This window comes from Achromobacter sp. NCFB-sbj8-Ac1-l (assembly GCF_052695805.1).
On the sequence record NZ_CP199812.1, the window covers coordinates 4,487,273 to 4,509,756 of the forward strand.

The window sequence follows — 22,484 nt, forward strand, 5'->3', positions numbered from 1 at the left end:
AGCGAACCATGCTGCAACAAGAAACCATCGTTCACCACGAGCATGTGACCGTGATGCCTGAATCTCGCAACAACGATCTGCGGCCCGGAATGCTTGACGATATCGCCCTGATGCTGGGTCGGCAGTTCGCCGTGTACAACGCGGCATGCCAGTCGGCCCTGGCGGAGAAACTGGGTATCCCCCTGGCGGATCTGAAAGCGCTGGAACTGGTGATGGAGTTCGATGCCCTGCCCACGGGTCAACTGGCCCAACTGATGGGCATCAGCTCCGGCGGCGCCACCGCCTTGATCAATCGCCTGGAAGCGGCCGGGTATGTGCAGCGGGGCCGCCACCCGCTGGATCGCCGGATGATCGTGATCCGGCCGGTCGAGGAAGCCTGCCAGCAACTGGCCCAGGAACGCCAGTGGGTGGCCGAAGCGGTGGTGCTGATGGCGCGCCGCTACGACGCCGCCGAGCTGGAGGTGGTGCATGCCTTCCTGGCGCAATGTGTACGCGCCCTGCGGCACGACACCCTGGTGTGGCTGGAAACGCGCAGCGCGCACGAGTGACGTCTGGCCGCAAAGGCGGCCCCCGCACCGCCCCCCGGTCCTTGCGGATCGGGGGGCGGTTTTCCTTTGGGGCCCTGTCCTGGCCGCGTGGGGGCCTGGGTGCGTCCGCGCCGGGTGGCGTCAGTGCGCGGCGAACAGGTCCACCACGCTGGCCGGCGCGAGCGGGCCGAAGAAGCGCTCGTGGTTGCGAGCCGTCTGCGCGGCGGCCGAGGCGCTGCGGGCAAACAAGGCCTGTTCGTACTCGGCCAAGGCGGTCTCGATCGCGGTGGGGCGCGCGCACAGCGCGTGGGCCAACGCGGCGCCGTCGTACAGGGCGAGGTTGGCGCCTTCGCCGGCAAACGGAGACATCAGGTGCGCCGCATCCCCCAGCAAGGTCACGCCGGGCACCCGTTCCCAGCGATGCGCGACCGGCAAGGCGTGCAGCGGCCTGGCGATAGGGTCGGCCTCGCCTTCGGTCACCAGCGCGCGCAGCGCCGGCGCCCAGCCGTCGAATTCCCGGGCGAGCCGCGCCAGGGCGGCCGACCGGCAGGTGAAGTCGATGGCGCTGAACCAGGCCTGCGGCCGGTTCAAGGCGACGTACGCCTGCAGGGTGCCGTCGGCGTAACGATGGCCCAGGATGCCCTTGCCGGGCGCCACGGCCATCAGGGTGCCGCGGCCGATCAGCTGCGCGCTGGCGGGGTGGCGGCGGTCGCCATCGGACAGGCGTGTTTCGATGAAGGTGGTGCCGACGTACGCAGGCAGGGCCGCCGACAGTAGCGGCCGGATGCGGGACCAGGCGCCGTCGGCGCCGACCACCAGATCGGCGGTGAACGAGGCGCCCTGGGCGAACGCCAGGCGATGCCGGCCATCGCCCAGGGCGTCGGCAGCGGTGAGCTTGTGGCCCCATCGGATCGTGCCGTCAGGCAAGGACGCGGCCAGCAAGCGGCGCAACGCGCCCCGGTCGATTTCGGGCCGGGCGGGTTGGGCCTGGCCAGGACGATCGAACAGGATGCGGCCATGGCGGTCGACGACCCGCTTGCCGTCCTCGCCGGGCAGCGCCAGGGCCAGGAAGGCCTCGTGCAGGCCGGCGGCCCTGAGGGCGATCTGGCCGTTGTGTGCGTGGATGTCCAGCAAGCCGCCCTGGCCGCGCGCATCGGGCGAGGCGTCGGCTTCGAACACGGTGGCGGGGATGCCGTGCAGGTGCAGGACGCGTGCGAGCGTCAGGCCGCCCAGTCCGGCGCCGACGATGGCGATACGGGCACGGGACAGGGAGTTTGCTGCGGGGATAGCGAGGTTCATGGCGCGTTCCGGTGGTACGGGCAAGGCGCGCTGCGCGCGCAGTTGCTCGTGACGGTCCGACGGGATGTCGGGGGAATCGCTGGCCGACCTGACGCCAAGGCGGGGTGACGTGTGCGCGACGTTCCGGGCGGCGCGGGGCCGGCGGTATCGGAACGTCGTTTTTCGCGGATTTCGAATCGACAGTATCGCACGACACCGCCGCCCCCTCGCCCGCCGCGGCGCGAAAGGGGCAGGTTTCAGTCGGCGGACAGGGGCCCGAATTGCAGGCGTGGCACGGCGTCGAGCAGCCGCCGGGTCATGTCCTGGCGCGGCGCGTGCAGCACGGCGTCGGCCTCGCCCAGCTCGACGATGCGCCCGCCTTCCATGACGGCGATGCGGTCCGCCAGGTACTCGACCACGCCGAAATTGTGCGTGATGAAGAGATAGGCGATGCCCAGTTCTGCCTGCAATTCGCGCAGCAGGTCCAGGATCTGCGCCTGCACCGACACGTCCAGCGCCGAGGTCGGCTCGTCGCAGATCAGCACCTTGGGCTCGACCGCCAGGGCCCGCGCGATGGCGATGCGCTGGCGCTGGCCGCCCGAGAATTCATGCGGATAGCGCGCCAGCGTGTTGGCCGGCAGGCCGACCCGTTCGATCAGCCGGGCAGCATGGGCCGCGCGATCCTGCGCGCTCATGCCGCGGCGCAGGGATTCCAGGCCTTCGTCCAGGATGTCGCCCACCCGCATGCGCGGATCCAGCGAGGCATAGGGGTCCTGGAACACGATCTGGATGTCCTGGCGCAGACGCTGCAAGCGGCTGCGGTCGGCCGAGAGCAGGTCCTGCCCTTGCAGCATGGCGCGGCCGGAGATGTTCGCGCCGTCGATCAGGCGCAGCAGCGCCTTGCCGGTGGTGGTCTTGCCGCAGCCCGATTCGCCCAGCAACGCCAGCGTTTCACCGGCGCGCAGCGTGAAGGTGACGCCATCGACCGCCTTGACCCACGACACCACGCGGCGCAGCGGCCCCTTGCGCACGGGGTAATGCACCTTCAGGTCCTGCACGTCCAGCACGACACCGGGGTCGCGCACCCGGCGGCGGGCGGCGGCCGGGTCCAGCGCCTGTGCGTCGCGGCCAGGCTGGCTGAGCGGCACGCCGCGCTTTTCGAAGGTCGGAATGGCGTCGAACAGCTGGCGCGCATAAGGGTGCTTGGGCGCGCGGAAGAATTCCTCCGCGCTGGCGCTTTCGACGATTTCGCCGCCGCGCATCAGCGCCACGTGATGGGCGACGTTCTTGACCACGGCCAGGTCGTGCGTGATGAGCAGCACGGCCATGCCCATTTCCTGCTGGATGTCGGCCAGCAGATCAAGCACCTGCGCCTGCACGGTGACGTCCAGCGCGGTGGTGGGTTCGTCGGCGATCAGCAGCAGCGGTTCGGCTGCCAGGGCAATCGCGATCATGACGCGCTGCTTCTGGCCGCCGGAGAACTGGAACGGGTAGTCGTCCACGCGCCGTTCCGGCTCGGGGATGCCGACGCGCCGCAGCCAGTCGATGGCCCGCGCCCGTGCCGCAGCGCCGCGCAGCGGCGTGTGCGTCACCAGGGTTTCGATGATCTGGTCGCCCACCCGCATGACGGGGTTCAGGCTGGTGGAGGGCTCCTGGAAGATGATGCCGATGCGCCCGCCGCGCACGCCGCGCATGGCGCTTTCGGGCAGGCGGTTCAGGTCTTCACCGTCCAGTTCGATCTGGCCGCCGACGATGCGCCCGGCATCGGGCAGCAGGCGCAGCAACGCCAGCGCCGTCATGCTCTTGCCGCAGCCCGATTCGCCGACCAGGGCAAAGGTCTGGCGCTGCGAGATGGCCAGTTGCAGGCGCTTGACCGCATGCGTCATGCCGCTTTCGCCGGCGATGTCGACGTCCAGGCCCTGCACGGCCAGCAAGGGGGTGTCGTGCGTCACGGGGCGTCTCCGGGCTTGGATGAGCGGGCGTCGGCAGCCAGCACGGCGTCGGGGCGGCGGCCGAACAGGCCCAGGCCCGGCAGGCGGCTCGGCTTGTAGCGGCGGGTGCGCGGATCGAAGGCGTCGCGCACCGCATCGGCGAACAGGTTGGCCGCCAGCACCAGGGCCAGCATGAAAAGGAAAGCGGTCAGGAGATTCCACCAGATCATGGGATCGCGCGACATCTCGAGGCGCGCGCCATCGATCATGGAGCCAAAGGAATTCATGCTGGGGTCCACGCCGATGCCCAGGTAGGACAGCACGGCCTCGTACAGCACCAGCCCCGAGAATTCGAGCACCACGGTGATCAGCACGAGGTGTGCCACGTTGGGCAGCAGGTGGCGCGTCATGATGCGCCAGTGCGACACGCCGAAGGCCCGCGCCGCCTGCACGTATTCCAGCTCGCGCAGCTTGAGCGTCTCGGCGCGCAGCAGCCGGCACAGGCCGGCCCAGCCGGTCAGGCCCAGGATCATGCAGAGCAGGAACAGGCGCAGGTCGGCGCGCGCGGCCGAGGTATCGAACAGATCGGCGTGGTTGTCGATGTAGACCTGCATCATCAGCGCGCAGGCCGCCACCAGCAGTACCCCGGGAATCGAGGTGATGGTGGTGTAGAGGTATTGGATGGCGTCGTCGACCTTGCCCTTGAAATAGCCGGCCGCGATGCCGAACACGATGGCCGGCGGCAGCATCGCCAGGGTGGTCAGGCTGCCGATGACCAGCGCGGTGCGAATGCTTTTGAGGGCCTGCCACAGCACGTCGTTGCCGATGCGGTCGGTGCCCAGCGCGTGGTAGCCGGTGGACAGCCCCGCCAGCGCGCCGCCCGCCAGGCACAGCAGCGTGAAGGTGATGGCCATGGCGCGCCAGGGCACATCCGAATCGCCGCCGAATAGCGCCTGCGCCGCGGCAGAAACGCCCGCGCGCCGGGCCAGCCCGGCGAACAGCAGGCCTGTACCCGCCAGCGCCACGGCCAGGCCCGCCGCCAGCCCCAGGCCCAACCGTCGGGACAGGTCGCCGGCATGGTCGCGATCAGGGTCGGCCAGGTGTGTGCCCGCGGCCCGCAGGCGCGGAAAATCGCGTACCGGCTTGTCGTCGACCAGCAGGGTTTCCTTGGTGAACTGGCGCACGGCCAGCGGACTGGAATAGGTTTTTTCCGGCCGCGTCAGCACCGAGCCGCTCAACAGGCCGTCCAGCGCCGACTTGACGGCGGGCGCGTAGACCGGCGGCGCGTCCGCGGCCGCGCCGGGAGCGGGCGGCAGCAAGGGGCGGTAATGCACGGAATCCAGCAAGCCGACCACCGCAAACGCCGCCAGCACCACCGCGGAACACATGGCCGGCGTGTCGCGCGCCACGCGCGCCCAGGTGGAACGCAGGTTCGGGCTGCGGCGCACCCGCCAGGCGTAGGCCAGCGCACCCAGCACCATCAGCCACAGCGCAATATCGGTCCAGAGGAATACGAATTGGGGCATGGCGGCTACTCGAATCGGACGCGGGGGTCAGCCAGCGTGTAGGAAATATCGGCCAGGATCAGCCCCACGATGTACAGCGACGCCCCCAGGAAGACCATGGCGCGCACGATGGAGAAGTCCTGCGCGTTGATGGCGTCGATGGTGTAGCTGCCCAGTCCGGGGATGCCGAAGAAGGATTCGGCGATCAGGCTGCCCATGAACAGCAGCGGCAAGGCGGCCACGGTACTGGTCAGGATGGGCAGCATGGCGTTGCGCAGCACGTGGCGGAACAGCACCACGCGTTCGGCCAGCCCCTTGGCGCGGGCGGTGCGCACGTAGTCCTTGCCGATTTCTTCCAGGAACAGGGTGCGGTAGAAGCGCGCTTCGGGACCCAGCCGCGACACGATCGCCACCAGCACCGGCAGCGCCAGGAACTTGACCATGTCCAGCCCGCCCTCGAAGCCCGAGAACGGCACCAGCCGCAGCACCTTGGCGAACAGCCACTGCCCCGCGATGATGTAGAACAGGCTGGAGATGGACAGCAGTATCACGCAGACCACCACGCCCCAGAAGTCCAGCCGGGTGGCGCGAAAATACACCAAGGTCAGCGAGAACACGATGCTGGCGAACAGCCCCAGAAAGAAGGTGGGCACCGCCAGCGCCAGGCTGGGGCCCATGCGGGTCTGGATTTCGCGGCCGATGTCGCGGCCGCCGTCGGAGCGGCCGAAGTCCATCACCAGGAGCGGCACCGAACGCTGGTAGAACACGGTGTCGGTCAATTGGGCGGAACCGCTGGCCTTTGTGTTGTAGAACAGCGGCTTGTCGTAGCCGTGCTCGACCTTCCATTTCTCGACCGCGTCCTGGCTGATGCGCTGGCCGCCGATGGCCAGGCGCGCCATGTCGTCGGGCGTGTTCACCGCGAAGAACAGGATGAAGGTGAACAGGTTCACGCCGATCAGGATCAGCACGCCATACAGCAGCCGGCGGATGATGTAGCCGATCATGATTGATGCTCCTTGCGCGGACCGTGGCCAAACGCGGTCTGTCGTTCACGCCGCTTGAGCGCGAGGTACGACGGCCAGATCGCCAGCGCGATCAGCAGCGCGAACAGGCCCACCGGCCACCAGATGGGGGAATTCCATTCGTCGATCTTGCGCTCGCGCAGGGCCGGGTCGATCTTCATGTACTGCAGCGTGTTGCGCACCATCTGGGTGGGCTTGGCGTTGCCGACCCACTGCTGGTAGGCGCCGCCCGACATCGGGAAGTAGCCGAACATCCAGGGCGCGTCGCGCTGCACGATGGCGACCATGCGGGCGATCAGGGCTTCCTTTGCGGGGCCGTCATCCAGGAACTTCATCTGCTCGAACAGGCGGTTGAATTCGGGGCTGTCGTAGTTGGCGGCGTTTTCGCCGCCATCCTTGGCCTTGGCGTTGGGGCCGTAGAGCAGGAACAGGAAGTTCTCGGCGTCGGGGTAGTCGGCGTTCCAGCCCCACAGGAAGATCTGCGCCGAACCGCGCCGCATCTTGTCCTGGAAGCGGTTGTAGTCGGTGGCGCGCACGTCCATCTGCACGCCGATCTTGGCCATCTGGCGGCGCATCCAGTCGAACGCGGGATTCGAGCCGCCCCCCTGCATCGAGTCGTAGTACAGCACCAGGGGCGCACCGGTCACGGCGTTGCGGCCATCGGGGTAGCCGGCTTCGGCCAGCAGGCGCCTGGCCACGTCGACCGACTTGCGCACCGGCTTGCCGTCGACCAGGTCGTAGACCACCGGGTTCACGCCTTCGGGCGGCTCGCGGTAGCCCAGCACGCCGGGCGGCACCGGGCCGTAGGCCACCGACGCCTGGCTGTTCTCGAACACCGCCACGTATTCTTCCCAGTCGAACGCGATGCTGATGGCCTGGCGCAGCTTGCGGTTCTTTTCGGCCTGCTCGGGCGTGTCGCCCTTGCCCACCACCGGATCGAGCCAGTTGAAGCCCATGTACCAGTTGGCGGTTTCGACCGTGGTGGGCAGGCGGATGCCGTGTTCCTGGTATTTGCGCGCCTTGTCCTGGCTGTCGCCCGCGGCCACCAGCATGGCCACGCCGTACTCACCGCGCTCGATCTGCGGCACGTCGTAGTAGCCCTGCATGAACTTGCCGGTCAGCGGAATGGCCTCTTTTTCGACGCTGAACACGGCGCGGTCGATGAAGGGCGTGGGCTTGCCGCAGTCGGCCAGCAGGCCGGCCGCCTTGTCGCCGGGCTCGCCTTCGCAGGGATAGGGTTCGCCGTGGAAGTTGGGGTTGCGCGCCAGCACGTGGCGGCGGTTCTGCAGCGATTCGGCCAGCATGTAGGGGCCGGTGCCGACGGGCCAGGTGTTCAGCGACAGGTCGTGCTCGGCCATGCCGGGCTGGTTGTAGAAGCGGTCGGCTTCCCAGGGCACCGGCGCCGTGAAGGTCATGGCCAGCCAGTACTTGAATTGCGGGTACTTGCCGTTGACGCGGATGCGCAGCGTGTGGGGGTCCAGCGCCTGTACGCCCGTGAAGCCGTCGGGCTCGCGCAGGTCCAGCCAGGAAGCGCCCGCGCCGCCGGGCAGGTCGCGGCGCAGCGCCTGGTCGCGCTGGCGCAGGCGGTCGCCATAGTCCTTCAGGCCGCTGACGTATTCGGCCATCAGCGAATAGATGGGCGACACCACCCGCGGGCTGGCCAGGCGGCGAAAGGCGTAGACGTAGTCGTCGGCGACCAGCTCGCGCGTGCCGGTGCGGGGAAAGTCGGGAATGGCGTATTTGTCTTCGAGGTCTTCCGGCGACAGCGGGAAGTAGTCGTAGCTGCCGTCGGTCTTGCGGGCAAAGGCCGGGTGCGGCGCGAAGCGCACGCCGGGCTTGATCTTGATGTCGTAGACGCTTTCGGCGATCTGCTCGCCCGGCGCGTCGGCCGGCAGGACCTTGGCCTGCGCATCCAGGTAGACCGGCGGGTCAATGGACGCCGCGGCCCGGGGAATCAGTTCGTAGGGCCGCTTGAGGTAGTGGTACCCGTAGAGCGTCTCATAGATGCTGTAGGTATAAGGGGTTTCGTCGCCGGAATAAGAGCTGGCCGGGTCCAGGTACTTGGGCGAACGCTTGACGAAGGCGGAATACAGGGTGTTCTGGCCTTCGGCGCCGGACGGGTACGGGCTGTTGATGGGGCTGCTTTCCTGGGAGCAGCCCGCCAACGCCAGCAACAGCAGCATGGCCGCCGCCCAAAGCCGCTTCAAAGCAAGCATGGAAACCTTTCCTTCTATTCAGTGCGACAGAGAATAGCAAAGGTGCCCTTGCCCCAGTACCCAGGCATCCCCTTAGGGTTCTGCCGGGGGGTCAGCCGCACTGGCGCTGGCGCCAGCAGTCGTAGCGCCACTTCCAGGGTTGCACGGGGTCCTTGCCCGCCCACAGGCCGCGGCCGGCGGCCTTGGCCTGGCGTTGCAGGCCGGGCATGGCCTGGTCGTGCAGATAGGCGCCCTGGCGGGCCGTGTAGGCCCAGGCGTAGCCGGCTTCGACCTGCAGGCGGTTGGCCGAGCGGCCATCTTCCAGGATCAGGGCGCACACTTCGCGGCCGTACTGGTCTTTTTCGTAGCACTGCGCGGTCAGGGTCTTGCCGGCCACCAGGTCGGCCAGGTTCTTGCGGGCGGCCTCGGCATAGGGCTGGCCGGGCTGGTCGGCGCCATGGCCCTCTTCGGGCGCATCGATGCTGTCCAGGCGGATGCGGCGTTGGCCGTCGGGCACGCGCAGCGTGACGGTATCGCCGTCGGCCACGTTGACGATCATGCCGGTCAAGGTATAGCTGCCGGTCGGCACGCCGCCTGCGGGGGCTGCCCCGGGTGTGCGTTGGGAGGCCGGCGCACTGGCGCCGGGCCGCTGGCCGCCCTGCCCCGACGGCTGCAGCCAGTTGACGATAGCGCCGGCCGCGGCCAGGACCAGGGCGACGATCAGGGCGGTCAGCTTGCTGGCGCCGCCAAAAGGAGATTTGCCGCGCACGGGCCGGGCTCCGGATAAAGAAACGAGAGGCAGTGTGCCACAAGCCCGGGCGGCGCAGGCAAGGCGCGGCCCACCCGGCGCCGGCGCCCTGCCGGCCTGGCAGGTCTAGAGCCAGCCCGACTTGCGGAAACGCCAGTACAGGAAGGAACAGACCGACGCGATCACCCCCAGGGTGACGGGATAGCCATACGGGGATTCCAGCTCGGGCATGAACTTGAAGTTCATGCCGTAGATGCCGGCGATGGCCGTAGGCACGGCCAGGATGGCGGCCCAGGACGCCAGCTTGCGCGTGGTGTCGTTCTGCGCGGCCTGGCCGATCATCAGGCTGGCTTCAAACGCGAAGGCCAGCGATTCGCGCAGCGCGTTGAACAGTTCATCGACGCGCGACACGCGGTCGGCCACTTCGCCGAAATACGGCCGGGCGTGTTCGTCCACGGCCGACATCTCGACGCGCGCCAGGCGGCGGCTGATCTCTACCAGCGGCGACACCACGGTGTGGATGCGCAACAGGTCGCGGCGCTGGCGATAGAGCTTGCGGATATCGGAATCTTTCGCGCCGCGGATCAGCAGCTTCTGCTCGGCGCCCTCGACCACCGATTCGATCTTGCCGGCGGCGGCCACGTAGCGGTCCACCAGCCAGTCCAGCAGTTCGGAGGCCACGTAGTCGCTGCCGCGCTTGAGCAGGTCGGGCGAGGCTTCCAGGCGTTCGCGCAAGGGGCTGTGGCCGGCGGTGGCACCGCGCCGCACCGTGACCAGGAAGCCTTCGCCGATCAGGAATTGGGTTTCGCCGAAGATGGGGCGTTCGGCTTCGACCTCGACCGTGATGGCCACGATGAGCACCATGTTGCCGTAGTCGATGATCTTGGGCCGGCGGTGCGGCTCCAGCATTTCTTCCTGGTTCTTGTCGCAGGCGCCCAGCTCGCGGGCCACCTGGCCCAGCAGTTCGGGGCCGGGATTGCGCAGGCCCACCCACAGCATGCTGCGGTCCTGGTTGACGTACTGGCCCACTTCTTCGATGGGCACCTCGCGCTCGCGCCGGCCGTTCACATAGGCAATGGACGCCACGACCTCGCCTTTATGCGGATCGGTGGCGACGATTTCTTCGGTAGACATAGGCATCCTCCGGCTATGCGAGCCCTTGCGGAAACAGCGTATCGGTATGGGGCGATGATAGCCCAGCGCCGCTGTTCAGCCCTGGCCGAGGCCCCCCCCTGCTAGGCGAACAGGCTGCGCACCCGCTTGGCCACGTCCACCTGCGGCGCCTGCGGCTGCCGGGGTTCGCGCGGCCCGCCCGGCAGGTCGGGCAGCTTGGGCAGGTGGTCGAACAGCGGCAGCATGGCGTTGGTGATGTAGCGGGTGCGCGACCCGTACACATGGCGGTCGCCCATGCCGGTCTGCTGGTGCACATAGAAGCGCTGCGGCACGATCAGTTGCAGGCGTTCCTTGGCGCGCGTCATGGCCACGTACAGCAGGCGGCGCTCTTCTTCGATTTCCTCGGCCGTGCCGGTGCTCATGTCGGACGGTATGCAGCCATCGACCACGTTCAGCACGTACACGGCCTTCCATTCCTGGCCCTTGGCCGAATGGATGGTGGACAGGATCATGTAGTCTTCGTCGCGCGACGGGGCGCCGGATTCGTCGCTGGTGGCATCGGGCGGGTCCAGCGTCAGTTCGGTCAGGAAACGCTCGCGCGACGGGTAGCCGGCGGCGATGCGCACCAGCTGGTCCAGGTCGGTCTTGCGCACCCGGGCGTCGTCGTACAGGCGTTCGAGCTGGCCGGCGTACCAGCGCAGCGCCAGGTCGACGTCGGCCGGCCAGCGCAGGCCCGGGTCGGCGAGCGCGGCATACGTATCGGCAAACGCGCCCCACTCGGCCTGGGCCGCCGCACCCGGCTTGAATTCGCGCAGCGCACGCAGCGGCTCGGCCGACTGCGCCATGGCGTCCATCAGCTTGCCGGCGGTGGCCGGCCCGATGCCGGGCAACAACTGCGCCACGCGAAAACCCGCCATGCGGCCGCGCGGGTTTTCGGCCCAGCGCAACAGCGACAGCAGGTCCTTGACGTGGGCCGCTTCCAGGAAGCGCAGCCCGCCGAATTTGACGAACGGGATATTGCGGCGGGTCAGTTCCAGTTCAAGCGCCGCGCTGTGGCTGGACGTGCGAAACAGCGCGGCCTGCGACTTGAGCGTGGCCCCGCCCTCGCGCTGGGCCAGCACCTGATCGGCCACCCAGCGGGCCTGCCCGCCTTCGTCGCTGACGGTGACCAGTTCGGGCAGCTGCGACGACGTGCGGTCGGTCCAGAGGTCTTTGGCGTAGCGCTCGGTCGCCAGGCCGATGACGGCATTGGACGCATTGAGAATGGGCTGGGTCGAACGGTAATTGCGGTCCAGCGTGATGACCCGCGCCGGCTTGGGAAACTGGTTGGGGAAATCCAGGATATTGCGCACCGTGGCGGCGCGAAACGAATAGATGGACTGCGCGTCGTCGCCCACCACCGTCAGGCCGCGGCCGTCGGGCTTCATGGCCAGCAGAATGGCCGATTGCAGGCGGTTGGTGTCCTGGTATTCGTCCACCAGCACATGGTCGAAGCGCCCGCCGACGTCGGCGGCATTGGCCGCATCACCCATCATTTCGGCCCAGTACAACAGCAGGTCGTCGTAATCGAGCACCTGCTGGTCCTGCTTGGCCGCCACGTAGCCGCGAAACAGGCTCTTGAGCTCGTCTTCCCACTGCGCGCACCACGGGAACACGCTGTGCAGCACGTCGGCCACCGGCGTCTGGCTGTTGACCACCCGCGAATAGATCGCCAGGCAGGTGCCCTTGAGCGGAAAGCGCGACTTGGTGGACGACAGCCCAAGCTCGTGCCGGACCATGCCCATCAGGTCTTCGGCGTCGCCCCGGTCGTGGATGGTGAAGGCGTCGGACAGGCCGATGCGCTGGGCGCAATCGCGCAAAAGGCGCGCCCCGATGGCGTGGAACGTACCCGCCCATGGCAGCGACGGCGCCTGCTGGGTGCCGCGCAGGTTCATCACCCGTTGCAGCACCGACCCCACGCGGCGCTCCATTTCCTGGGCGGCGCGGCGCGAGAACGTCAACAGCAGCATGCGCTGCGGGTCGGCGCCGTTCAGGATCAGGTGAGCAACCCGGTGCGCCAAGGTGTTGGTCTTGCCTGACCCCGCCCCGGCGATGACCAGCAGGGGACCGTCGTCGCCCGCGCCGGCCACGCCGAATTCGGCGGCCTCGCGCTGGGCCGGATTCAGGTCGGCCAAGGGGTCGGGACGGCTGTTGGAAGGCGGAAGGGTCGGGTCGGACATGGCGCGCGGGGCTGGCAGCCAGGCGCGGAAAGGCCGGCCTGACAACTGGTTATATATCCAGGCATCATACCAGCCGCGGGCAATGTCCCGGCGGGAGTCTGGCGGGGACGGGGGAAGAAACGAGGACGGGTAGCGCGACGGTCGCTCGGCGCCCGGACGACTCAAGGTTTGGGTTGGGTCTTTTCGATGAACTGCTTCAATTCCGCCTCGGTCGCCTCGCCGGGTGGAGGCAGTCCCGGCAAAAAGCCCACAGCGCCAGGCCCAGACGCTGAAGGCTGTACACGCACTTCACCCCCAGGCAAGAAAATCGCCCAAACATAGCCGCTATAGGAAATGTCGTAAGGCAAGACCGGCGCGTCTCGTACCGTCAACGCATCCTGCCCGCGCTCGAACATGGAATCGGAGTTCCATTCGATCCGCATCGTCATGCCCGGCACCCACTCCCTTGGCAGGGAAACACAGCAAGTGCTGGATGTGTAAGCCTGCGCACGAGCGGTGCCTGCCCACGCTTGATTGATGAAAACCGGGCTCAAGCCCTCATCCAGATAATTGACGATACCCAATCGAACAGCAAGCGCCTCGGGGGTCGGCACGGGCTGTGTCGAAGCCAGACCAGCGATCAGGCTTGAAGCGCCCAGGAACATTGCCAACATAGATCGGCGAATCAGACGGGCACTGCCGTGTAGCGACTGACCGCGTGCACGTGAACGAAGAATCCGTATGCTCGGGCGCATGCCTACTGCTTGGGTTGGGTCTTTTCGATGAACTGCTTCAATTCCGCCTCGGTCGCCTCGCCGGGTGGAGGCAACCCCAACAAAAAGCCTTCCGCGCCAGGACGAGAGCGTGATGGTTGCAGCCGCACCTCTCCACCAGGCAGAAAAATGGCCCAGACATAACCATCGTGAAACGGCTCGTATGGCATGACCGGAACATCGCGAACCAATAGATCATTCTCGCCACGATAAAACATCGAATCAGAATTCCACTCCACCCTCATTGTCATTCCCGGCTTCCACTCGGTCGCAATGGCAACGCAGCAAGTGCTGGATGTGTAAGCCTGCGCACGAGCACTTCCCGCCCATGCACGATTGATGAAGACGGGACTCAAACCTTCGTCAAGGTAATTGATGATGCCTAACCGCACGCCAAGCGTTGCGGGAATAGGCATGGACTGCGTCCAACCAGCCACAGGCTGCCCTATCAACGCCATGCAAAAGGCTAAAGAGCATCCCCAACGAAGCGAGCGAAGTCGAGTGAACAGGCTGATCAGAAAATTGATTTTCTGCATACTCAGAATCGCGGAATGGCGTTGAAGTTTATTGGCATATTCTGCAGAGCACGCTGCGTATTCTCCCGGTCCTGCTGCGCCTCCCGTTGCGCCCGAACCTGAGGATTGGCGTAGACAGAGCGCCAGCGCAAATAGCCCCATTGAGAGTAAAACTCCCGTCCACCGGCCTGCAATGGCACGGCATTGGGATTTGCTCGATAGGCAACCAACTCTGCCCGCTCTTCCTTGCTGGGCATCAGTGGCCAGGCCAGGTCAGCCCGACCGGTCGATACATATTGTTCGGCCAGCTTTTCACGCTGGTCCAGTTGCTTGAGACGATCACGCTGGATGCTCATCCACACGTCGTCATCCTTGCCCAGAGGCTTGAACCAGGCCCTTGAATCGTGCACATAATTGTCCAGAAAATCAATCACCGCGGCGACGGGCCTGCCAGGAAGGTTCCAGACGGTGCGCATCTGATCCAGCCACATCTTCTCTTTGTTGCCTCGCAATGCCAACATGACACTGTCATAGAGCCGAGCGCCTTCCGCACCCGGCATCACATTCGGGGTTGAGCTGCGTTCAAGCGCATTGTTCGCAGTCAACGTTCGAACCTCCAGCAGCAACTCGTCGTTGGCTTGCACCAGATCCTCGTAGTCCTGAGGATTGTTCGCCTTGGCCCGCAGCGCACTGGGAATGCCGCCCAGCCACTCAGGCCCGCGATCAACACGAAAGCGTCGCCAGCGCACATACTGAACGTAGTGGTTGTACATGATTCGGCGGGTCGATGATTGCCCATTGGATATGTCGCGAGTGTTCTCGACGTAAGCATTGAATGCATTGCGCAGGTTGGCCGACACTTCAAACCGGGCCTTGTCGCGAGCAGGCGCCGTGTGCAACCTCAAGGGTACGCCGGCCGTCACGGCTTCCCGATACATATCGCACAGAGGAATTTGCGACAGCTTATCGTTATCCGCCATCCCTCGGCCTTGCTCTGCAGGCTTGTAGCCGCCTCCCACGTCTGAATGCACCCCCGGATAGACGATCTCTTCAAAGCCACGACCATCAATCAAGTCCAGCGGAAATGATCCTCGCACTTCGTGCGCCCCGACCATATGGACGCAGCGAGTGACCATACTTGGAACTTCCATGTCTTCCTTGCTTGCCCACGCGCCGTGGCCGTCCCACAATTCGCCAGGCGCCGACTGTGCAATGCCGGCCGAGGCCACGGTGTCGTACAAGCCCATGAAATCGATGACCACAGGAATGCCCCCAAGGCGCAAGACGCCGTCTCCGCGAGGGGTGTAAAAAGACATTCCTTCGGGAACATCGCAGGCGTCCTTGAGCCAATTGGCAAACACCCGTGCCTCGGCCGCGCCACGAGAGAAACCAAAGATAGAGACGCGAATGCGCTCGACTTTTGGATTTGTGGACAGGTAGCCGGACAGCATCTGCCGCATCTCACGGTTACGACGCGACAACACGGAATAGCGTGCCATATTGTTCGGTCTGGCTTTATGAACGCTCAGAACTCTCCAAACTGATGCAGCCAGACCTTGGGCGCGTCGAATCGCCACGTCCGCCGCGTCACCAGGCGTTGGTCCAAAAGGAAGGGTGGCGCCCTTTGCCAGCTCTTCTATCTGCAAACCAGACATCGACATATCCGTGCTCATTTCCCGAACCAGCGCTCGCGTGTCCTGCCTTAGCGCATCTGTCAAAGTGCTATTCGGTACGAAATGCGAATACAGATGGTTCTGGAATTCCAGCAGAGCCCAATTGATGCGACCTTCTCCCCCCCATCCCGCTGCGGCTCCCGCCTGCGCATGCACGCCAGTTCCCGGATCACCCACCTTATCTACGCAAGGAGTACCCACGCCTTCGACATAGGTACGAAATCGGTGTTGGCGCGCGCTGTAACTAGGGTCTTTCTTATCGTCAAATACGTTATGCAACCTCGCCACATTCGTCTGCGTGTTGTCTCGCGCTTTGTCCGACACATACATGTTGTTGCGCGTGCCATCGAAGAAGAATCCGAAGAACAACTCGATCGAGCAGTCCGTGCCGGCCTTTTCGCCCATTTTCTGGCAGGCCTTGCGTTGCTCCTGGAAATCCAGGTCCGTGGGAATCTCGCGGCATGGGCCGGCGAAGCGGAACTTGAACGTCATGATTGCGGCTCCAGGCTGGAGACAACAGGCGTGGGTGAGGAATGGGCGGGGGCCAGCAGGCCGTGGCGGCGCAGCAGCGTCAAGGCATGGCGATAGGCCAGCGCGTCGTGATCCACGCCGCGGCGAGCCAGGCGCTGCACGCCTTCGTCGATCAGGCGATGCGCCGCGGCCGGGCGGCAGGCCAGCTCGCCGAACAGGCCGGCGCGCAATTGCACGAAGCGCAGGATGGCGTCCGGCAGGGCCCATTGCTGCAGTTGGCGCTGTTGATCCGCGTCGATCTGATAAGGCGTCGGCTCGATGGCGGGCGCGGCTGGCGGGCCGCCTTCGATCGATTGCAGTTCACCCGCGCGGTCTACGTAGGACCAGCGCGCGATGCCAGCCAGCAGGCGCTGGCGTTGCGCGGGCGTCAACACGTCGAGCAGCGCGGCCAGCGCGCGCGTGTCCGCCAGACGCAGCAGATAGGCGCGGCCATCAGCGCCGACGGCCTCGATCTGCGCGCGCAGGTGGTCGGCCAGCGGCTCCAGCGTGGCCTCACTGAACAGCAGGCTGAGCATGGGTCTACCCCGCGTCAGATCCATCAGTTTGTCGCACAGCGGCTGGCGCAGCGCGGGCACCCAGGGCAGGCGCAGCAGGTAGGGCGCAACCTCGTCCAGGCCTTCGCCTTCGTAGCGTCCGGCATAGAGCGAGCAGTAGTCTTCGGGCTCCAGCCAGCGCGCCAGCCGCGCGGGCAGCCCTGGCGCAAAGGCGGCGTCGAGCAGCACGTAGCGCTCCATGGGCTGCGGCTGGTTCCACGCGGCGTCGTACAGCGCCCGGCCCACGGCGGGGCCGGCCGGATCGATCCAGGTATCGCGGTCCTCAAGCATTCTTCACCGTCATGGCCTGGCCGCCCGCCGCGGCTTCCACGGCGCAGCTGACGCAGACGCTCTCGGGCATCTGGGGAAACGGATAGGGCAATCGGTCGGGGCCGGCAAAGCGCTTGTCGCCCGTCTTGACGTCGATGCGCCCCGGCGCGGTGACGGTGATGTTGCCGCCTTCGAGCACGATGCTGGCGCCGGCCGCCGTCGCGATGCGGATGCGCTTGGGCGCGGCGTATTCCACCGCGGTCTGTGCGCTGCCGATGGTGATGTCCTGCTGCGCCTGCACCCGCAAAATGTCGTGCTGCGCCTGCACGTCGACGTTGCCCTTGGCCGAGATCAGGTCCAGCCCCGCCTCCGCCCCGCCCTGCTGCAGGCCGGCGACGATGCCCAGGCCCTGGCCGGTGTGCAGCCGCAGCGCGCCCATCACCGCCAGGTTCTGGTCCTTGCCGGCCGACCAGTGCACGGCCTCCCCGGCCGTCACTTGCAGGTGCTTGGCCGCGACCTGCGCCAGCCCGGCGCGCGCAGCCATCAGCACGACGGGATCGGTGGGGTGCGGCACTTTGCCTGGCGCGGCCTGCGTGTGCCTGGCCGAGGCATCGCCGCGGGCGCCATCCAGGCTGTCGCCCGCGACCGTGCCCGAGACGGTGCGGTGCATGGCCGCCAGCGGCGCCTTGTCGCCATCGAGCACGCTGGCCTGCGGCCCCTTGGTGCCCAGCGCCGTGGCCAGCCGCAGGCCCTGGTGGGCACCGACCACGCTGTCCAGCGAACGCGCCATCTGGTCGGTCTGGCTGGCCAGCGCCTGCACGCCCGCCGCATCGCCCACGGCGCTGGCGTTGCCGCCGGTGGCGCTGTAGGTCGACAGCAGCACGCCCGCGCCGCCGCGCACGGCGCCGTAGGCGTCGGTGCGCAGTTCGGCGCCCACGCCGCGCAGGCCGCCGCGGTAGTTGCCGGCCTGATGGATGAGATGGCCCAGGTTCAGTTCCGAGGCCTCCTGGCTGCTCTTGACCTGCATGCGCAGCTGGCCGTCGGTGTCGTCGAACACGATCTGGTTGTAGCCCGCGCCGCCGAATTCCTTGCTCTTGAAGCCGGTCAGCGCGGCCGCGTTGCGGTGGTTGTCTTCGCCTGCGGCCGCGCCGTGCCAGGCCGGCGCGTTGCCCGCGGCCAGGTTGGCCTGGGCGCTGGGCGCGTTGTCGCGCGCGGCGGCGTAGACCTGCGTATCGGCCGCGCTGCCAGCGCGCCCGCCCGGCGTGGCGGGCGTGCCGCCTTCGCCGCGGCCGTTGTACAGCGCGCCCACGACGATGGGCTGGTCGATGTCGTCGTCCAGGAAGCGCACCAGCACTTCTTGCCCGATGCGCGGCACGAAGCTGATGCCCATGCCGGCGCCGGACTGGCGCTGCGCCACGCGCACCCAGCGGCTGCTGGCCTCGCCGTCCTGGCTGCCCGCCTGCCAATGGAATCTGATGCGCACGTCGCCGCGCTTGTTGCGCAGGATCTCGTCGCTTTGCCTGGGTTGCGTGCCGCCTTCGGCGTCGGTGACCACGGCGGTGTGCACGCCGTGGACCGAGGGCGCGCCGCCCAGGCGGGCGCCGCGGGATTCCGGCAAGGGTGGGCGCCAGGGGCGGTCGCAGCGCACGGCTTGGAAGCGGTTGGCGTAGCCGACCTCGCGGGCCTTGGCCAGGACGGCGGGGTCGGGGGAGATCGAGGCGTCATCCAACGTCGAACCATCGCCAGGCGGGATCTCTTGCGGCGCGGCAATCGCCTCGCCATCCAGCGTCAGATACGCATCCAGCCCGCCAAGGCGCTGCGTCAGCGACGTGCGCGTCTCTGGCGGCAGGTTGTTGATGCCCACGTGCTCGATCCAGTCCAGCGCGAAGACCGGCTCGAACCCGGCCTCGCCCGTCGGGCCCAGCGAGGACATGTCCTGCAATGTGAAGCGCGTGCCCGAGCGGAACGTGCGCACCACGCCGCGCCCGGCGAAGGTCTCGGCGCGGGCGCGCACGGCCTCGCGCGCCAGTTCCGCCTGGCGGCGGGCCTGGGCCTCGTTGGCAAAACCGCCGTGGCCGGCAATGTCGTACCAATCCAGCCCCGCTGCATCGTCCTGCCCGTTGGCCGCGTGGACCCGCGCCTGCGCGGCCACGGCGCGCTTGCCGCTGTCGTGCCAGCCCAGTACCGTGATGCTGTCGGGCGTGCGGCGGCGCTGGCGCACCAGGGCCTGCACGGTGTCGCGCGATTCGGTGGCGCTGGCGCGCTGGAACCGCACGCCGCCGCTGGACGATTCCGCGTCTTCGGCCAGGGCACGGCTGTCGGCAAAAATCTGCACCACGTGGCGCGCCGGCACCTCGGCGTCTTCCAGCACGGTCCAGCCCAGGCCGGCTTCGGCCAACAGGCGGCTGATGAAGGCGTAGTCGGTTTCGCGGTACTGCGTGGTGTAGGGGCGCGGGGCCAGGTCGGCCAGCGCGCTGTCGACGTCGGCCGCGATGCGGTAGACGTAGCCTTCGTAGGTATCGAGCACGTGGCGCACGATGTCCAGCACCAGCTTGTTTTCAAACAGGCGGCTGGCGCGCCGCTGCGTGGCCAGCCACAGCCACGGAGCCACCGTCAGCCGGTAGCGCGCAAGCCCTGCATCACCGGCCAGCAATTCCGCTTCGCGCACCACGCCGCTGCGGCCGCTGCGGCTGCCGTCGGCGCGCGTCGTCCAGAGCGTGACGGGCCGCGAGATCATGTCTTGCAACGACAGGCCGGCATCGTCGGACAGCGCCACGATGCGCAGTTGCGCCACGCCCGACAGCGCCTCGCGGCCGGTCCAGCCTTCGACGTGCAGCGACGCCAGCGCACCCTCGCCTTGCAGGCGATAGAGGCGGGCGTCGGAATTGAACAGGCCACTCATCGCAGCGGCCCGACACGCAATAGCACCAATGTCAGCATCAGGAAACTCCCATGTCGCATTGCACCTGCGCGCCGACAACGAGTGTCGATACGCCTCGGGGTCAACATCCCCGATGGACAGGAAGAAATACCACGACGATCTGGCGTCAATGACAACCAACGTCGCTCAAGTTGCAACAAAAATTGAAAAAACGGCACGAGAATGAAAAAATCGAAGGCTTCCTATCCGTCGTGCCGCCCCCCGCGGTGCTTGCCCCAACGCCATGCGCCTGCTTGCCGGCACCGCTTCCTGGACCGACCCCACGCTATTGGCCTGCGGCCGCTTCTATCCGCCCCAGGCCAACAGCGCCGACGCCCGGCTGCGTTTTTACGCCTCGCGTTTTTCGCTGGCCGAGGTGGACTCCAGCTACTACGCCCTGCCCAGCGCGGAAAACGCCTACCTGTGGGCGCAACGCACGCCGGACGACTTCGTCTTCAACATCAAGGCGTACCGACTGTTCACCGGCCACCAGACGCCGCTGGCGGCGCTGCCGGCCGATATCCGCCAGGAACTGGGCGACTGGCCCGAACCGGTGATCTATCACCGCGGCATGCCCGATGACCTGCGCGATGAACTGTGGCGCCGCTATACGCTGGCGCTGGAGCCCCTGCGCATGGCCGACAAGCTGGGCGCGGTGCATTTTCAGTTTCCGCCCTGGGTCCAGCGGGATGCGCGCGGGATGGCGCGGGTTGCCGATTGCGCGCGGCGGCTGGAAGACCATCTGGTGTCAGTGGAATTTCGCCATCGCAGCTGGTTCGCGACGCCCGAGGCCACGGCGGCCACGCTGGCGATGGAACGCGAATTGGGGGTGGTGCATACCGTGGTCGATGCGCCGCAGGGCTTTGACAACAGCGTGCCCGCGGTATGGGCGTGCACGCATCCCGACCTGACGCTGCTGCGCCTGCACGGGCGCAACACGGCCACCTGGAACGCGTCGGGCAGCGCGTCGTCGGGGCGTTTCCAGTACGAATATTCGGAAGAGGAACTGGCCGAACTGGTGCGCCGCTTTCAGCAAGTGGCGCAGCAGAGCGCGCAGGCGCACGCGGTGTTCAACACCAATTACGAAGACCAGGGCATGCGCAATGCCGCGGCATTCAAGGCGGCATTGAGCGCCCCCGGCACGCAAGACGGCCCGCCGTGAAGGGGATGGCGCGGCCCCGCATGCGGCGCCACGGCGGCAAGCGCTAGCCGCCCGCCTCGGCCAACGCCAGCGGCGCGGGCGACGTGCGTGCCACTTCCGCCAGGCTTTCCAGCAGCACTTCGAATTTGCGGGCGATGTCGTGCTCGGGCACGCAGGCATAGCCCAGCAGCAGCCCGGGGCGGCGCCCTTCGGCGCCCACGTAGTAGCGCGACAGCGCGCGCGTCAGCACGCCCTTGCGGCGCGCCACGTCCACCACGCGCAGGTCGTCCATGTGTGTCGGCAAGGTCAGCACCAGGTGCAGGCCCGCCAGGCTGGCGTCGCGATGCAGCCAGTCGGGCCCCAGGCGCCGTTCGATCAGGTTGACCAGCATGGCGCGGCGGCGCGCATACAGCATGCGCATGCGGCGGATGTGGGCGGCGTAGTGGCCTTCGGCGATGAAGGTGGCCAGCGCCGCGTGCGTCATCAGGTGGCCTTCGCGGTACAGCTCGGCGTGGGCCGCCTGGAACGCGGCGGTCAGGGGCTTGGGCAGCACCAGGTAGCCCACGCGCAGCCCCGGATACAGCGTCTTGCTGAAGGTGCCCATGTAGATCACGGGCGCATCGGGCTCCAGCCCCAGCAGCGACGCGATGGGCCGGCCGGAAAAGCGGAATTCGCTGTCGTAGTCGTCTTCGATGATCCAGCTGCCGTGCTGGTGCGCCACGGCCAGCAGCTGGCGGCGGCGCGCCAGCGACATGACCGGCCCCAGCGGATACTGGTGCGACGGCGTGACGAAGATGAAGCGCGGCGGCGCGCCGCCGGGCAAGACGCCGCCTTCCGGCAGGCGCATGCCTTCTTCGTCGACCGGCAGGTGCACCGTGTGCAGGCCGTTGGCCTGCAGCACCGTGCGCGCGCCCCAGTAGCCCGGGTCTTCGACCCAGGCGGTTTCGCCGGCTTCGCCCAGGATGCGCGTGGCCAGGTCGATGGCCTGGTGCGAGCCTTCGGTGATCAGGATCTGGTCGGGGTCGCAGTCGATGGAACGCGTCAGCGCCAGGTGCTCGGCCAGGGCTTCGCGCAGCGCCGGCAGGCCGCCGCCGTAGGCATAGGTGAGCAGATCGGGGGAGGGGTTGCGCCACAGCGCGGAAAAGATGCGACCGAATTTCTTGTGGGGAAATTCGGTCAGGTCGGGCACCCCGGGCATGAACGCCCCCCACTGGTAGGGCGAGGCCGAGACGCCGTCGACAATGGCGGCGCCGCGCGCGGACAGCGCCGGACGCGGCTGCGGGGTGGGTGCGCGGCGCGACTGGCGGCCGCTGGCCAGGTAGGAATCGGGCAGCGAGGCGTTGACGAAGGTGCCGTTGCCCTGGCGGCTGCGGGTGTAGCCTTCGGCCAGCAGTTGGCTGTAGACGTGCACCACGGTGTTGCGGGCGATGCCGAGTTCGGCGGCCAGGTCGCGCGAGGCGGGCAGGCGCGAATCCGCCGCGATGGAACCATCGAGGATGGCTTCTCGAATGCCATGGTAGAGCCGCTTGTTCATCGGCCCGCCGCCGGCATCGGCCAGGCGCAGCAGCAGCAAATCCCCAACGATGGACCGCAATTGGTTCTACCTGATTT

At 67.3% G+C, this 22,484-nt stretch carries 16 protein-coding genes; 2 read left to right on the forward strand and 14 right to left on the reverse strand.

Features of this window, described 5'->3' with window-relative positions; genetic code table 11:
• Window positions 1–8: 8 nt before the first annotated feature.
• Window positions 9–548 carry a MarR family winged helix-turn-helix transcriptional regulator gene (locus ACUDP5_RS20510; RefSeq protein ID WP_025140514.1) on the forward strand — a complete coding sequence of 180 codons (540 nt, stop codon included), beginning with the start codon at window positions 9–11 and terminating at the stop codon, window positions 546–548.
• Between the two features lie 120 nt (window positions 549–668).
• Here the strand turns inward: ACUDP5_RS20510 and ACUDP5_RS20515 are convergent, their stop codons facing one another.
• The 13 genes from ACUDP5_RS20515 to ACUDP5_RS20575 form a co-directional block, all read right to left on the reverse strand.
• Entirely contained in the window at window positions 669–1,826 is a 1,158-nt protein-coding gene (locus ACUDP5_RS20515; RefSeq protein WP_445657064.1) for an FAD-dependent oxidoreductase, read from the reverse strand.
• Between the two features lie 236 nt (window positions 1,827–2,062).
• Window positions 2,063–3,757: an ABC transporter ATP-binding protein gene (locus ACUDP5_RS20520; RefSeq protein ID WP_445657065.1), complete on the reverse strand. Its 1,695-nt coding sequence runs from the start codon at window positions 3,755–3,757 to the stop codon at window positions 2,063–2,065.
• Window positions 3,754–5,262, reverse strand: coding sequence for an ABC transporter permease (locus ACUDP5_RS20525; RefSeq protein ID WP_445657066.1), 1,509 nt, complete (start codon window positions 5,260–5,262; stop codon window positions 3,754–3,756). Before ACUDP5_RS20525 ends, ACUDP5_RS20520 begins: the two co-directional genes overlap by 4 nt.
• 5 nt (window positions 5,263–5,267) lie before the next feature.
• Window positions 5,268–6,245 carry an ABC transporter permease gene (locus ACUDP5_RS20530; RefSeq protein WP_263913518.1) on the reverse strand — a complete coding sequence of 326 codons (978 nt, stop codon included), beginning with the start codon at window positions 6,243–6,245 and terminating at the stop codon, window positions 5,268–5,270.
• Complete coding sequence (locus tag ACUDP5_RS20535) at window positions 6,242–8,479, reverse strand: ABC transporter substrate-binding protein (RefSeq protein ID WP_445657067.1); 2,238 nt, start codon at window positions 8,477–8,479, stop codon at window positions 6,242–6,244. Before ACUDP5_RS20535 ends, ACUDP5_RS20530 begins: the two co-directional genes overlap by 4 nt.
• Window positions 8,480–8,570: 91 nt before the next feature.
• Complete coding sequence (locus tag ACUDP5_RS20540; RefSeq protein ID WP_263913516.1) at window positions 8,571–9,227, reverse strand: thermonuclease family protein; 657 nt, start codon at window positions 9,225–9,227, stop codon at window positions 8,571–8,573.
• Window positions 9,228–9,332: 105 nt separating this feature from the next.
• Window positions 9,333–10,340 (reverse strand): magnesium and cobalt transport protein CorA, encoded by a 1,008-nt coding sequence (locus ACUDP5_RS20545; protein ID WP_263913515.1) that lies wholly within the window; start codon window positions 10,338–10,340, stop codon window positions 9,333–9,335.
• Between the two features lie 101 nt (window positions 10,341–10,441).
• Window positions 10,442–12,538, reverse strand: a complete 2,097-nt coding sequence (locus ACUDP5_RS20550) for an ATP-dependent helicase (protein ID WP_445657068.1) — start codon at window positions 12,536–12,538, stop codon at window positions 10,442–10,444.
• A 161-nt stretch (window positions 12,539–12,699) separates the two neighbouring features.
• Window positions 12,700–13,191: a DUF3304 domain-containing protein gene (locus ACUDP5_RS20555; RefSeq protein WP_263913513.1), complete on the reverse strand. Its 492-nt coding sequence runs from the start codon at window positions 13,189–13,191 to the stop codon at window positions 12,700–12,702.
• A gap of 83 nt (window positions 13,192–13,274) precedes the next feature.
• Window positions 13,275–13,826: a DUF3304 domain-containing protein gene (locus ACUDP5_RS20560; protein ID WP_263913512.1), complete on the reverse strand. Its 552-nt coding sequence runs from the start codon at window positions 13,824–13,826 to the stop codon at window positions 13,275–13,277.
• A 2-nt stretch (window positions 13,827–13,828) separates the two neighbouring features.
• On the reverse strand, window positions 13,829–15,970 hold the full coding sequence (locus ACUDP5_RS20565; RefSeq protein ID WP_445657069.1) for a T6SS phospholipase effector Tle1-like catalytic domain-containing protein: 2,142 nt from the start codon (window positions 15,968–15,970) through the stop codon (window positions 13,829–13,831).
• Window positions 15,967–16,833 carry a DUF4123 domain-containing protein gene (locus ACUDP5_RS20570; RefSeq protein WP_263913510.1) on the reverse strand — a complete coding sequence of 289 codons (867 nt, stop codon included), beginning with the start codon at window positions 16,831–16,833 and terminating at the stop codon, window positions 15,967–15,969. Before ACUDP5_RS20570 ends, ACUDP5_RS20565 begins: the two co-directional genes overlap by 4 nt.
• On the reverse strand, window positions 16,826–19,714 hold the full coding sequence (locus ACUDP5_RS20575; RefSeq protein ID WP_445657070.1) for a type VI secretion system Vgr family protein: 2,889 nt from the start codon (window positions 19,712–19,714) through the stop codon (window positions 16,826–16,828). The genes ACUDP5_RS20570 and ACUDP5_RS20575 overlap by 8 nt, the downstream gene beginning before the upstream one ends.
• Window positions 19,715–19,976: 262 nt before the next feature.
• Between ACUDP5_RS20575 and ACUDP5_RS20580 the strand changes: the two genes are divergently transcribed.
• Window positions 19,977–20,894 carry a DUF72 domain-containing protein gene (locus ACUDP5_RS20580; protein ID WP_445657071.1) on the forward strand — a complete coding sequence of 306 codons (918 nt, stop codon included), beginning with the start codon at window positions 19,977–19,979 and terminating at the stop codon, window positions 20,892–20,894.
• Window positions 20,895–20,937: 43 nt separating this feature from the next.
• On the opposite strand, the gene pdxR is transcribed toward ACUDP5_RS20580, so the two are convergent.
• Window positions 20,938–22,467 carry a MocR-like pyridoxine biosynthesis transcription factor PdxR gene (gene pdxR, locus ACUDP5_RS20585; RefSeq protein ID WP_445657072.1) on the reverse strand — a complete coding sequence of 510 codons (1,530 nt, stop codon included), beginning with the start codon at window positions 22,465–22,467 and terminating at the stop codon, window positions 20,938–20,940.
• Between the last annotated feature and the right edge of the window lie 17 nt (window positions 22,468–22,484).

Bases quoted from the DNA above. Each gene is read 5' to 3' on its own strand.
- ACUDP5_RS20530 (WP_263913518.1), bottom strand. From the start codon at position 6,245: ATGATCGGCTACATCATCCGCCGGCTGCTGTATGGCGTGCTGATCCTG.
- ACUDP5_RS20565 (WP_445657069.1), bottom strand. From the start codon at position 15,970: ATGACGTTCAAGTTCCGCTTCGCCGGCCCATGCCGCGAGATTCCCACG.
- ACUDP5_RS20550 (WP_445657068.1), bottom strand. From the start codon at position 12,538: ATGTCCGACCCGACCCTTCCGCCTTCCAACAGCCGTCCCGACCCCTTG.
- ACUDP5_RS20570 (WP_263913510.1), bottom strand. From the start codon at position 16,833: ATGCTTGAGGACCGCGATACCTGGATCGATCCGGCCGGCCCCGCCGTG.
- ACUDP5_RS20555 (WP_263913513.1), bottom strand. From the start codon at position 13,191: ATGTTGGCAATGTTCCTGGGCGCTTCAAGCCTGATCGCTGGTCTGGCT.
- ACUDP5_RS20535 (WP_445657067.1), bottom strand. From the start codon at position 8,479: ATGCTTGCTTTGAAGCGGCTTTGGGCGGCGGCCATGCTGCTGTTGCTG.
- ACUDP5_RS20545 (WP_263913515.1), bottom strand. From the start codon at position 10,340: ATGTCTACCGAAGAAATCGTCGCCACCGATCCGCATAAAGGCGAGGTC.
- ACUDP5_RS20575 (WP_445657070.1), bottom strand. From the start codon at position 19,714: ATGAGTGGCCTGTTCAATTCCGACGCCCGCCTCTATCGCCTGCAAGGC.
- ACUDP5_RS20510 (WP_025140514.1), top strand. From the start codon at position 9: ATGCTGCAACAAGAAACCATCGTTCACCACGAGCATGTGACCGTGATG.
- ACUDP5_RS20525 (WP_445657066.1), bottom strand. From the start codon at position 5,262: ATGCCCCAATTCGTATTCCTCTGGACCGATATTGCGCTGTGGCTGATG.
- ACUDP5_RS20580 (WP_445657071.1), top strand. From the start codon at position 19,977: ATGCGCCTGCTTGCCGGCACCGCTTCCTGGACCGACCCCACGCTATTG.
- ACUDP5_RS20560 (WP_263913512.1), bottom strand. From the start codon at position 13,826: ATGCAGAAAATCAATTTTCTGATCAGCCTGTTCACTCGACTTCGCTCG.
- ACUDP5_RS20515 (WP_445657064.1), bottom strand. From the start codon at position 1,826: ATGAACCTCGCTATCCCCGCAGCAAACTCCCTGTCCCGTGCCCGTATC.